Genomic DNA, 12028 nt, shown 5'->3' with positions numbered 1-12028 from the left:
GAACGCACGGTCCCACTCCCTACGTTCCACACTCCACCGAATGATCACGCAGACGTTATCGAAGAGAGATGGAAACCCGCAGCTCAGGGCCGGGCGTTAACGGAGAGTTCAAGCCACGTCACACTTCGGGCGACTCGCTCGGAAGCGCCCGCGCGCCGTCCTCGGTGACCCGCGTCGCGCCGAAGTAGTCCGGCGTGTCGACGGGGTCGAACCGGATGACCGCGCCGGACCGCGGCGCGTCGATCATGTAGCCGCCCCCGACGTAGATCCCCACGTGGCGGATGGCGCGGCTGTTGCTCAGATCGTCCGAGAAGAACACCAGATCCCCCGGCAGCAGCTCGTCCCGCTTGGGGTGCGGCCCCGCGTTGTACTGGTCGTTGGCGACGCGCGGCAGCTCGACCCCGACCGACGCGTACGCGGCCTTGGTCAGCCCGGAGCAGTCGAACCGGCCACCCTGGTCCGCCGTGCCGTTGCCGCCCCACAGGTAGGGGGTGCCCAGCTTCTTCTGCGCGTAGTAGATGGCCGCGGCGGCCTGCTGCGAGGGCTGCACCCGCCCCACGGGCCGGGCGAACGACTTCTCCAGCGTCGTGATCGTCTTCACGTAGTTCTGCGTCTCGCGGTACGGCGGCACGCCCTTGTACTTGATGACGGCGTACGCCCCCGCGTTGTACGCGGCGAGCATGTTCTTCGTCGCGTCGCCGGGCGCGTCCTTCACGTACGAGGCGAGCTTGCAGTCGTAGGAGGCGGCCGAGGGGATCGCGTCGTTCGGGTCCCAGATGTCCCGGTCCCCGTCCCCGTCGCCGTCGACGCCGTGCGCGGCCCAGGTCCCGCTGATGAACTGCGCTATGCCGTACGCCTTCGCCGGGGACGTGGCTTTCGGGTTGAACCCGCTCTCCTGGTAGAGCTGCGCGGCGAGCAGCGCCGGATTGATGGCGGGGCACAGATTGCCCCACTTCTGCACCAGCGGCTGATAGGCGGCGGGCACGGCGCCCTTGGCGAGCCCTACGGCCCCCTGCCCCACCCCGTTCGTCAGACTTCCGGCCGCCATGTACGTACCGAGTACGAGGAGACTTACGAACCCCGTCCCCCCGGCGACGGCCGATCCCGCGACGATCCACGCCTTACGCACCGTCAACCGCCCTTCGCCGCACGGGAGTCCACCGACCCCACAGTCTAGATCCGGCCCGGCCTCCTGACCGGCGGTTCACCGACCGGAGCCCGGGGACGGACACCACGAACCGTCATTGCCCGGCGTGACCAGGCGTGATACACAGAGTGACCATACGTTCTCTCGCATACGGAATCGTCCTCCGGGACGGCCCGGCCGTCGTGGGAACGTAGGAACTCGGCCAACGAATGGCGCCAAGTGTGCAGGCATCGGCGCCGATCTGGTCCAGAATGGGCCTGACCTCTGCGCTGCGGCGGGGGCGACAGAACTACCCACATGGGGCGGTGAGTTACACATGCTGCTGGCAGCCGAAAAAGGCGACATCACGACCATCATCGGCGGGATCGCCCCCGACTGGGGCCCGTTCGGGAGCCTGGGCAACGAGGCACGCGTAATGATCGAGGTGGTGATGGCGGTAGCCATCCTGCTCTGCCTCGGCATCGCGATCTGGGGCGCGGCCAAACAACGGATCGGGGCGACGGCGCTGCGGGACACCTTCAGCGCCGAACAAGGCAAGGGCCTGATCATCGCGGGCCTGACCGGGGTCTTCATCATCGGCTCCCTGGGCACGCTCTTCACGATCGTGTACGGCATGGCCGTTTAGCCCGCGGCCCCCTTCCGGGCGACCTCCGGAACCTCTCAACACCCCTCAACTCCATCCGTCCCGTCGTGCCCACCGGCTGAGGTTGCGTCTCCCTGATGTCGAGTCACCACTCCGCGCCCGCGCGGGAACCAGCACGGCTACCGTCGTACAAGGCGGTTCGGCACGAGGTTGAGGGGACGTGCGCACCATGAGTCTCGACGACCGGCACGACGACGTCTACGGCGGCACCGGCCAGACCCGGACGCGGCTCCCCGAGGGCTCGGGCGGCGACGGGTACGCAGGCGCGCGCAGACCCGGCCGGTCGCCGTCCCGCTCCCTGGTCATGGTGGTCGGCGTCGTGGCACTCCTGATCGCGGCGATCGCCTTCGCGAACCGGAGCGGCGACGACCCCGCCTCCGACGGCTCCGGGGGCTCCGGCGCGGGCCCGAAGTCCTCCCCGACGGCCCCGACCGGCACGAAGCCGGTGAACTCGGGGTTCGCGCGTGATGAGCAGGGGGTGCAGTCCGCTGCCGCGAATTATGCGGTTCAGTTGGGCGGGGACGGCATGTTCCGCGCCGACAGGCGGCACGCCATCGTGGACGGGATCTACACGTCTGCGGCAGCGGCAAAGCTCAAGGGCCCCATGGACGATGCCTACTCCACCGACTTCCTCAGCAAGCTCGGACTGGACGCGAACGCCAACCCGCCCAAGGGCAGCACGTTCGTCTCCCGCACCGTGCCCGTAGGCACCAAGACGCTCCAGTACAGCGACAACACCGCGAAGGTGTCGGTCTGGTACATGGGGCTGCTCGGCATCTCGGGGGCCAACTCGACCAATCCGGTGACCTCGTCCTGGCAGACCTGGACCTTCAACCTCCAGTGGACCGGCGACGACTGGAAGATCACCTCGGACTCCCAGAAGACCGGCCCCACCCCCGTCCCCGGTGATGAACGGGCCTCCAGCTCCGAGGACATCAGCAAGGCCGTCGAGGAGTACGGAGGGTTCTCGTATGCCCGGTAGCCCACGCCTGGCGCTGAAGCTCACCGCCGCGGCCGGTGCCGCACAGGCCCTGGTCCTTCTGACAGCCACCCGTGTCTTCGCGGCACCGGATCCCGACCCGTCGAACGACCCCTGTGACCTGCTGATCGGCCCCGCCAAAAAATACTGCACCCGCGAGGACAAGAGCGGCGGCACCGGCGGAACCACCGGCGGTGACATGCCCCCCGGCACCGAGAACCCCCTCGACCCCCTGTCCAGCCTCGCCAAGGGCTGCGCCGACGCCGCGTCCTGGACCGTCGACCAGCTCAGCGAAGCCGTCCGCAAGACCGCCGAGGTCGACTTCACCAACCCGAAGTTCCTCCAGCAGTACGCCGTCGTCTTCGCCGCCTCGGCCGTGCTGACGCTCCTGCTGTGGCTGATGGCGGTCGCCAAGCGCGCCGTGCGCGGCGTACCGCTGACCACGGCGATCTCGGAGGCGGTCGGCTTCCTCTGGCTGACCGTCCTCGCCTCGGCGTTCACCCCGCTCATCCTGTACACCGTCGTCTCCGCCACGGACGGCGTCACCGACGTCCTCGCCAAGGCGACGGGCAACCAGACACAGACGTTCTTCGGCACGTTCTCCGAGGCCCTCAAGCAGGGCAACGACATCGGCGGCGGCCCGATCATGCTGATCGTCGTCTCGCTGGTCTCCATCGTCGCGGCCGGCGTGCTCTACCTGGAGCTGTATCTGCGCGCCGTGCTGCTGTACGTCGGCGCCCTGCTCGGCGTCGTCGTGTACTCGGGGCTCGTCGACAAGAACCTGTGGGGCCACGTCCGCCGCTGGGTCGGGATCATGGTCGCCATCATTCTCGTCAAACCGGTCATCGTGATCGTGCTGGGCCTGGCCGGCGCACTGTCGAGCAGCGGCGACGGTCCCGACTCGCTGGCCGCCATCGTCTCCGGCCTCGCCATCGTGCTGCTCGCCATCTTCGCGAGCGGCATGATCTACCGCTTCGTCCCGGGCTTCGGCGACGAGATGGCCAACGTACGCAAGAACCGCATCATGCAGGGCGCGGAGGGCAAGGCGGCCGCCGCGTTCACCTCGCCCGCGGCCCTCGTCTCGCAGGGCATCAAGACGCACAGCGCCCGCGCGGACAGCGGCGGCGGCCAGGGCGGGTCGGGCCAGGCCCGCTCCGGCAACCCGTTGTCCGGCGGCGTGGCCGCGCACAGCACCCGTCCGGCCGCCGGTGGCGGTAGTGGCGGCGGATCCGTCCCCTCCGCCGCGCCTCCGCCCCGCACGAGCCCCACGAACACCCCCCACGCGGGCAACCGCGGCGGCGGGGGCAGCAATTCCGGTCCCACCAGCAATGGCAAACCGCAAGGAGGTGCAGGGCGTTGACGACCCAGTCCCATGTGTCCCCTCCGGTCACGCCCCGCCGTACATATCTGATCGGCCGCGCCCGGCCGAACGCGATCGTCGGCAGGAACCGCGAGTCCGGTGAGATCGCCCTGATCATCGGCGGGGCGTTCCTCGGCATGATGTGCGGGCTGCTCGTCCCCGTCCTGTCCCTGCGGATCGTGCTGCTGATGGGTTTCCCGCTCATCGCGCTCGCCGCGGTCTACGTCCCGTACAAGCACCGCACCTTCTACAAGTGGTTCGAGATCAACCGGAGTTACAAGCGCTCCCTCAAGCGCGGCACGGCCTACCGGTCCCGCGCGATGGAGGCCGGGGTCCGGCTCGACGGGCGTGAGGTCGAGGTCGGGCCGCCGCCCGGGATCGGACGCCTCACGTGGCTCGCCGCGCCGTTCGGCCCGGACGAGATCGCCGTCCTCCTGCACGCGGACCGGCGCACCGTGACCGCCGCCATCGAGATCGAGGGCCCGGGCGTCGGGCTGCGCGACTCGGAGGACCAGGAGGCGCTGGTCGACCGGTTCGGGACGCTGCTGAAGCACGTGGCGAACGGGGACGGGTTCGTGACCCGCCTCCAGATGCTGGCCCGCACCCTGCCCGCCGACCCGGACGCGCACGCCAAGGACGTGTCCGTGCGCGGTGACGACCGCGCCCCGGGCTGGCTGCGGGAGTCCTACGACCAGTTGCAGTCCATGGTGTCGACCAGCAGCGAGCAGCACCGCGCCTACCTGGTGGCCTGCATGCACTTCACGCGCGAGCTGGCCGCCGAGGCCAACGCGATGGCGCGGGCCACCCGTCCGAAGGCCGGCAAGAAGGTCGACCGGGACGCGGGGCTCGCCGTCGTCATGGCGCGCGAGCTGACCGACATCTGCTCGCGGCTCCAGGAAGCCGACATCCGCGTACGGCAGCCGCTGGGCCAGGGGCGGCTCGCCTCGCTCATCCACTCCATGTACGACCCGGACCACCCCATCGACCACATCCAGGCGATGACGAAGCGGAACGCCTGGCCGGCCGAGCTCGACGCGATGGAGCCCACCTACCTCCAGGCGAAGACACGGGAGTCGTCGACGCGCGCACCCTGGTGCCATGCCACGGCCTGGGTCAAGGAGTGGCCGATGACGCCGGTCGGCGTCAACTTCCTCGCGCCGCTCCTCGTCCACACCCCGGACGTCATCAGGACCGTCGCCGTCACGATGGACCTGGAGCCGACCGAGGTGGCCATCGAGCGGATGCTGACCGAGAAGACCAACGACGAGGCGGAGGCGTCCCGCGCCGCCAAGATGAACCGGACCGTCGACCCGCGCGACATCGCCGCCCACGGCCGCCTCGACCAGCGCGGCGAGGATCTGGCCAGCGGCGCGGCAGGGGTCAACATCGTCGGCTACATCACGGTCTCGTCCCGCAACCCGGACGCGCTCGCCCGTGACAAGCGCACCATCCGGGCCTCGGCCGGCAAGTCGTACCTGAAGCTCGAATGGTGCGACCGGGAGCACCACAGGGCGTTCGTGAACACTTTGCCGTTCGCCACCGGCATCCGAAGGTAATCCCGTGTCCCCCAAGGCCAGAAGGTAGGCGCTGCTCATGCGGGATCCGTTGTCCCTCCTCACGGATGCCTTCACCTCCTTCCTGTTCGGGAAGGTGGAGACGTCCCGGCTGCCGGTGCGTACGTCGACGGGGCAGGCCCAGGCCGTCTACCTGCCGACCGCGGCACCCGGCCTCGGCGACTCCGGCGTGATCATCGGGCGTGAGGTGTACTCCGGCAAGGGCTACATCTACGACCCTTTCCAGATGTACGGGCAGCAACTGCCTGCCCCGCACTGGCTGGTCCTCGGCGAGTCCGGCAACGGCAAGTCGGCGCTGGAGAAGACGTACGTCATGCGGCAGCTGAGGTTCCGCGACCGGCAGGTCGTCGTCCTCGACGCGCAGGGCGAGGACGGCGTCGGCGAATGGAACCTCATCGCGCAGGAGCTGGGGATAACTCCCATCAGGCTCGACCCGACCGCCGCCCTGGACATGGGGATCCGGCTCAACCCGCTCGACCCGGCGATCACCACGACGGGCCAGCTCGCGCTGCTCCGCACGATCATCGAGGTCGCCATGGGCCATGGCCTCGACGAGCGGTCCGGTTTCGCGTTGAAGGTCGCGCACGCGTACGTCAACGAGACGATCGTGGAGCGCCAGCCCGTCCTGACCGACATCGTCGAGCAGCTCCGCCACCCCGAGCCGGAGTCGGCCGAGGCGATGAACGTCGCCATAGAGGACGTACGCGCGTGGGGTCTGGACGTCGCGCTGGTCCTGGACCGGCTGGTCGACGGTGACCTGCGGGGCATGTTCGACGGTCCGACCACGGTCGGCATCGACCTCGACGCCCCGCTGATCGTCTTCGACCTCTCGCACATCGACCGCAACTCGATCGCCATGCCGATCCTCATGGCGATCGTCGGCGTCTGGCTGGAGCACACCTGGATCCGCCCCGACCGGAAGAAGCGCATCTTCCTGGTCGAGGAGGCCTGGCACATCATCAACTCGCCTTTCGTGGCGCAGTTGTTCCAGCGGCTGCTGAAGTTCGGGCGGCGGCTCGGCCTCTCCTTCGTGGCGGTCGTGCACCACCTGAGCGACGTGGTGGACGGGGCGGCGGCGAAGGAGGCGGCGGCGATCCTCAAGATGGCGTCGACGCGCACCATCTACGCCCAGAAGGCCGACGAGGCGCGGGCGACCGGCCGCGTCCTCGGGCTGCCGCGCTGGGCCGTGGAGATCATCCCGACCCTCACGCCCGGCATCGCGGTCTGGGACGTCAACGGCAACGTCCAGGTGGTCAAACACCTGATCACCGATACGGAGCGGCCTCTGGTCTTCACCGACCGCGCGATGACCGAATCGTCCGACGCGACGCTCGCCGAGGACGCCCTGCACGCGGCCGAGCTGGAGGCAGAGGAGCGGGCGGCGGCCTTCGTGGAGCAACGGCTCAGCGACACCTCCGAGTCCACGGTGGCCTGAGGATGCGGGACGAGCGGCGTTACCGCGACGAGCAGCGCGGCCGGGGCGTTCCCGACGGCCTGCTGATCGGCGTCCTGGCGTTCCTGCTGGGCATGACGATCATGGTGTGGTCGGCGACGGGCCTCGCGGGCCTGTTCACCAAGGGCGCGTGGCCGTCGAACGTGACCTTCGGCCATACGCCCCTGGCCATGCGCTACTTGATCGCCAAGCCGCACGACGTGCCGGGCGCCTGGCCGAACACCCCGAGGGCGGAGCTCTCCGGGTACGGCCTCTTCTGGGGGCTGCTCATCGGTCAGCTGATGATCCTGGTGGTGCTGGCCATCTTCGTGGCGGGGACCGTCGCGAGGTGGCGGGCGGTGCGCGCGGGCCGCGCCCCGGACGCCGAGCCGACACCCACAGACACAGCCACAGCCATGCCGGCCGCGACACCGACGCTTGCGAAGCAGCCGCCGCCCCAGGGGCGCGGGGCGTACGAGAATCCGCCGGTGCCGCCGACGACGGCACCAGTGAACGGCTCGGCCGAGAGGTCGGCGGAGGGGCCGGCGCCGGTCGCCGCGGCGGCCGGGCAGCAACCGGAGTTCCGGCCCGTCGAAACCTCCGCCGCACCGTCCTCCCCATACGGCCGGCCCGCCGCGGCCCGATCCACCGCCCCGCTGGAACCGACCGCCCCGGCCGAACCGCTGGCCTCGGCCGTACCACTGGCTTCGGTCGCCGCCCCCAGCCCCGTCCCCGGCCCGCGGAGCGCGAGAGGCCCGCTCCTCCTCGGCACCCCCGCCGACCGCCACCCCCTGGCCGTCCAGGCGATCCGGGACGCCGAGGGCCCCGCCCTCGTCATCACCTCGGCCCCCAAGGTCTGGGAAGAGACCAAGGACGCCCGCGCCAAGCTCGGCCCGGTCCTCCTGTACGACCCGACCCACCGGTGCGACACCCCGGCCCGGATGCACTGGAACCCCGCCGCGGGCTGCGAGGACCGGGCCACGGCCACCGCCCGCGCGGCGGCGCTCCTCGCCCCGACGAGGCCGACGGCGAAGCTGGACTCCGCGGTGGCCGAGACCGCCGAGACGCTGCTGCGCAGCTATCTGCACGCGGCGGCGGTCGATGGCAAACCGTTCCGCCACGTCCACCGCTGGGCGCAGGGCAGCCAGGTGCAGGACGCCGTACGCGTGCTGCGTACGAGCCCGAAGGCGGCCGCCGGCGCGGCGGGCGAACTGGAGGCGGCGCTCACCTCGCACCCTGAACGCCGGGACATCGCGCAGGAGCTGACGGCGCGGGCGCTCTCCGCGCTCTCCTCCATCCACATCCGGGAAGCCTGCGCGCCCAACCGAACTGATGCGCTCACCCTGGATTCCTTCGTGGACGAAGGGGGCACGCTTTATGTGGTGGGTGAACCCATCGAGGACCCCAAGGCGAATCCGGGCGCGATGCCCCTGCTGACGGCCCTCGTCTCAAGCGTGGTCGAGCACGGCCGCCGGATGGCCGAACGGTCACCCGCCGGTCGGCTCGACCCACCAATGACGCTCGTCCTGGACGACGTCGCGGCGGTGGCTCCGCTTCCCCAGCTCCCGGAGCTGCTGGCCTCCGGAGCGGACCGGGGCCTGCCGACCCTGGCCCTGCTCCGCTCCCGCGAGCAGGGCCGCAGCCGCTGGCCGGACGCCGAACTCCCGGCCGCCCAGGGCTGAACCGGCGTCCACCGCCCCGTGCTCGACCGTCGTCCACCCCGGGTCAGTCGACGGCGTACAGCCGCAGGAAGGCGCGGACGCCACTCTCCACCCGGGCATCGACCTCGGCCCGGGACATCGGCACGACCCCGAAGAACGTGTCCACGGTGACAGAGCCCGCTGTCAGCAGCGCGAAGTACCGCGCCGCCTCCAGGGAACCGGCCTCCTCCACCGCCAACAGCCCCTGCGCGCCCAGCCCGACGAACCGCTCGCGCACCGCCTCCGTCACGGCGCGCGGCCCGATGCGCTGCCACTCCTCGACGACGTCGGCCGGCAGATGCGGGCCCTCCGAGATGATCTGCCGGACGAGCAGCATGTGCGGGGCGTGCTCACCGCGCCGCCCCATCCACTCACGCGCGAGGGCGAGGATGTCCCGCTCGATGTCCGTGACCTTGCTCAAGTGCCGCTCGATCAGCTCGACATGGGCCGCCGTGACCTTCGCCGCGCTGTCCAGCAGTACCTCGCGGAACAGGTTCTCCTTGCCGCCGAAGTGGTTGTAGAGCGTGCGGGTCGAGACCCCGGCCTCGGCCGCGATCTCGTCGATGCCCGCGCGCGTGTACCCCTCGCGCCCGAAGACCGTACGGGCACCGCGCAGCAGCGCCTGCCTCTTCTCGACCGTGCCCCTGCGCGGGCCCCGCCCGTCGTCCTGATCCGCCATGCCGCTCCTCCGTCACCGTCCGCCCAGCCTAGGCACAGAGACCTAGGTACAACGACCGTTGCACTGCTTACAACCACCGTTGTACTTTGCTGCCATGGCAACCGAACCCCAGGCTTCGGCGGTCCCTGTCCCCGGTGGTCACCGCCCCACCGTCACCCTGATCGTCGTCCTGCTCGGCATGCTCACACTGCCGATGGCCATGTCCGGCACCACGGTGGCCCTCCCCCGCATCGGCGCCGACCTCGGCGCGAGCGGCGCGTCACTCCAGTGGGTCGTCGTCGGCTACTTCCTCGCCGCGTCCTCGTTCATGCTGGTCGCAGGCTCGCTCGGCGACCTCTACGGCCGCCGCCGGATCCTCACGGCCGGCGCCGCGCTCTACACGGCCGCCACCCTGGCCTCCGCCCTCGTCCAGCACATCCTGCTCCTTGACGCGGCCCGCGTGCTCTCCGGCATCGGCGCCGCCGGCGTCATGGCCTCCGGCGGCTCCCTGCTCGCGGCGACCTTCACCGGCGCCGCCCGCACCCGTGTCTTCGCCTCGCTCGGCACCACGGCCGGCCTCGGTCTCGCGTTCGGCCCGACGTTCTCCGGCTGGCTCGTCGACGCGCTCGGCTGGCGCGCCACCTTCCTCTCCTACGTCGCCGCCGGCCTCGTCATCCTCATCGGCACCCGCCTGATGAGCGAGTCCCGCGCCGAGACCCGGCCCCGCGTGGACAAGGCCGGCGCGGCCACGTTCATCACGGGTCTCGCCCTGGCCCTCTTCGCCGTCACCCAGGGCTCCAAGTCCGGCTGGACCTCGCCCGGAACGCTGCTCCCGGCCCTCATGGCAGCCGCCCTGCTCCTCACCTTCGTACGCGTCGAACAGCGCCTCACCCGCACGGGCACCGGCCGCCCAATCCTCGATCTGGGGCTCGCCCGCAACCCGGCGTTCGCCGGCTGGGCCGTCGGCTCCTTCGGCCTGGGCGCGGGCACCACCGGCGTCCTCGCTTTCCTGCCCACCTACCTCCAGGGCGTCGACGGCGCCACGGCCAAGGCGGCGGGACTGACGCTCCTGCTGATGACGGTGCCGGTCCTCGCCCTGCCCGCGCTCGGCGCCCGCCTCGTCAACCGCGGCATCCCCGCCCGCCACCTCCTGGTCCTGTCCCTGCTGCTGATCGCCGCGGGCAACGCCTGGCTCACCACCCTGCACCCCGGGATGCCGGCCGCCGCGCTCGCGGGCCCGCTGCTCACCATCGGCACCGGCCAGGGCCTGTCCATCGGCATCGTCGACGCGCAGGCCATGTCGATGGTCGCCCCGTCCGAGGTGGGCATGGCGTCCGGCTTCCTCAACACGGTCCGCGGCGGCACCGGCGCCGTCATGCTGACCGTCTTCGGCGCCCTGCTGCTCGCCTCGGTCGAGTCCCGGGTCGGTTCCGCACCGCTCGCGGCCCGGGTGACAGCGGGCGCGGGCGGCCACGCGCGGGAGTTCACGGCGGCCTGGCACGTGACGCTGTGGACGGTGACGGGCCTGCTGACGGCCCTGGCCGCCCTTGCCCACACCCTGCTCAGGCCCCGAGGCGGCCGCGCTCAAGCGAAAGGCGTCCGGCCTGCCCCACGGGAGAAGCGGGCCCAGCCGCACGCGCCGAGCCCCCACTGACCTCCACCCGATCCATCACACCCCGAAAACCCCGAACCAACTCACCCACGACAGGGGAGACCCCACCATGCCCAGCACCGACCGCACCACAGTCGCCACCACCACCGGCGTGCGCACCGACGGCCCGCTCCGCGTAGCCATCGTCATCGGCTCCACCCGGGAAGGCCGCCTCGCCCCTACCGTGGGTGCCTGGTTCACCGACCGCGCCAGGACCCACGCCCCCGACACGCACTTCGACGTCATCGACCTGACCGACCTCGTCCTGCCCGACAACCACCCGGGCTGGGGCCACTCCCCCACCCCGGAGGAGGCCGAGCTGGCCGCCCGGGTGGAAGCGGCCGACGCCTACGTGATCGTCACCCCCGAGTACAACCACAGCTTCCCGGCCCACCTGAAGCACTTCATCGACCTGCACCGCACGGAGTGGCAGGCCAAGCCGGTCGGCTTCGTCTCGTACGGGGGTGTCGGCGGCGGCCTCCGCGCGGTGGAGCAACTGCGTCTGGTCTTCGCGGAGTTGCACGCCGTGACGGTTCGCGACGGCGTCAGCTTCCACCGCGTCACGCCCGATCACTTCGCCGAGGGCGGCGTGGCCCACGAGCCCCAGGGCGCGGCCGAGGCCGCGAAGATCCTGCTCGACCAGCTGGACTGGTGGGCCCAGGCCCTGCGCACGGCCCGCTCCGAACGCCCTTACAGCTAGGGCCTGCTTTGGCCCGCAGGCCCGTTACGGCTGGCCACTCCTCCGCGCGTACTGAGGCGCGTGCTTTGGCGCCCTATTTCCTTCGGTACCCCGTAAACGCAGAAAACCCCCGTCCGGTATCCCCGGACGGGGGTTTTCTCTACAATTAGTTCGGCGGCGTCCTACTCTCCCACAGGGTCCCCCC

Annotated in this window: 10 protein-coding genes; 8 read left to right on the top strand and 2 right to left on the bottom strand. The window is 70.9% G+C overall.

Annotation, left to right across the window (positions count from 1 at the left end):
• Positions 1-118 precede the first annotated feature (118 nt).
• On the bottom strand, positions 119-1129 hold the full coding sequence (locus ACZ45E_RS38530; RefSeq protein WP_468230883.1) for a C40 family peptidase: 1011 nt from the start codon (positions 1127-1129) through the stop codon (positions 119-121).
• A gap of 334 nt (positions 1130-1463) precedes the next feature.
• Here ACZ45E_RS38530 and ACZ45E_RS38525 point away from each other — a divergent pair, with 334 nt between their 5' ends.
• From ACZ45E_RS38525 to ACZ45E_RS38500, 6 genes are all read left to right on the top strand, one after another.
• Positions 1464-1772 (top strand): hypothetical protein, encoded by a 309-nt coding sequence (locus tag ACZ45E_RS38525; RefSeq protein ID WP_018527881.1) that lies wholly within the window; start codon positions 1464-1466, stop codon positions 1770-1772.
• 187 nt (positions 1773-1959) lie between these two features.
• Positions 1960-2772 carry a hypothetical protein gene (locus tag ACZ45E_RS38520; RefSeq protein ID WP_468230880.1) on the top strand — a complete coding sequence of 271 codons (813 nt, stop codon included), beginning with the start codon at positions 1960-1962 and terminating at the stop codon, positions 2770-2772.
• Entirely contained in the window at positions 2762-4129 is a 1368-nt protein-coding gene (locus ACZ45E_RS38515; RefSeq protein WP_468230824.1) for a hypothetical protein, read from the top strand. Before ACZ45E_RS38520 ends, ACZ45E_RS38515 begins: the two co-directional genes overlap by 11 nt.
• A complete protein-coding gene (locus ACZ45E_RS38510) occupies positions 4126-5685 on the top strand; it encodes an SCO6880 family protein (RefSeq protein ID WP_468230821.1) in 1560 nt (519 codons plus the stop codon). Before ACZ45E_RS38515 ends, ACZ45E_RS38510 begins: the two co-directional genes overlap by 4 nt.
• 37 nt (positions 5686-5722) lie before the next feature.
• Positions 5723-7138 carry an ATP-binding protein gene (locus tag ACZ45E_RS38505; RefSeq protein ID WP_468230818.1) on the top strand — a complete coding sequence of 472 codons (1416 nt, stop codon included), beginning with the start codon at positions 5723-5725 and terminating at the stop codon, positions 7136-7138.
• A gap of 2 nt (positions 7139-7140) precedes the next feature.
• On the top strand, positions 7141-8817 hold the full coding sequence (locus ACZ45E_RS38500; RefSeq protein ID WP_468230815.1) for a type IV secretory system conjugative DNA transfer family protein: 1677 nt from the start codon (positions 7141-7143) through the stop codon (positions 8815-8817).
• Positions 8818-8860: 43 nt separating this feature from the next.
• Here ACZ45E_RS38500 and ACZ45E_RS38495 read toward each other — a convergent pair whose 3' ends face one another.
• Positions 8861-9514 carry a TetR/AcrR family transcriptional regulator gene (locus ACZ45E_RS38495; protein ID WP_468230813.1) on the bottom strand — a complete coding sequence of 218 codons (654 nt, stop codon included), beginning with the start codon at positions 9512-9514 and terminating at the stop codon, positions 8861-8863.
• Positions 9515-9608: 94 nt separating this feature from the next.
• Here ACZ45E_RS38495 and ACZ45E_RS38490 point away from each other — a divergent pair, with 94 nt between their 5' ends.
• Both ACZ45E_RS38490 and ACZ45E_RS38485 read left to right on the top strand, forming a co-directional pair.
• Positions 9609-11147, top strand: coding sequence for an MFS transporter (locus tag ACZ45E_RS38490; RefSeq protein ID WP_468230811.1), 1539 nt, complete (start codon positions 9609-9611; stop codon positions 11145-11147).
• Positions 11148-11214: 67 nt separating this feature from the next.
• Positions 11215-11844, top strand: coding sequence for an NADPH-dependent FMN reductase (locus tag ACZ45E_RS38485; RefSeq protein WP_468230808.1), 630 nt, complete (start codon positions 11215-11217; stop codon positions 11842-11844).
• Positions 11845-12028 lie beyond the last annotated feature (184 nt).

The organism is Streptomyces sp. NPDC030991 (assembly GCF_055571235.1).
This window is presented reverse-complemented; position numbering and strand designations above follow the sequence as displayed.

Excerpts from the sequence above, each read along its gene's own strand:
- ACZ45E_RS38525 (WP_018527881.1), top strand. The coding sequence starts at position 1,464 with ATGCTGCTGGCAGCCGAAAAAGGCGACATCACGACCATCATCGGCGGG.
- ACZ45E_RS38520 (WP_468230880.1), top strand. The coding sequence starts at position 1,960 with ATGAGTCTCGACGACCGGCACGACGACGTCTACGGCGGCACCGGCCAG.
- ACZ45E_RS38515 (WP_468230824.1), top strand. The coding sequence starts at position 2,762 with ATGCCCGGTAGCCCACGCCTGGCGCTGAAGCTCACCGCCGCGGCCGGT.
- ACZ45E_RS38505 (WP_468230818.1), top strand. The coding sequence starts at position 5,723 with ATGCGGGATCCGTTGTCCCTCCTCACGGATGCCTTCACCTCCTTCCTG.
- ACZ45E_RS38500 (WP_468230815.1), top strand. The coding sequence starts at position 7,141 with ATGCGGGACGAGCGGCGTTACCGCGACGAGCAGCGCGGCCGGGGCGTT.
- ACZ45E_RS38495 (WP_468230813.1), bottom strand. The coding sequence starts at position 9,514 with ATGGCGGATCAGGACGACGGGCGGGGCCCGCGCAGGGGCACGGTCGAG.
- ACZ45E_RS38490 (WP_468230811.1), top strand. The coding sequence starts at position 9,609 with ATGGCAACCGAACCCCAGGCTTCGGCGGTCCCTGTCCCCGGTGGTCAC.
- ACZ45E_RS38485 (WP_468230808.1), top strand. The coding sequence starts at position 11,215 with ATGCCCAGCACCGACCGCACCACAGTCGCCACCACCACCGGCGTGCGC.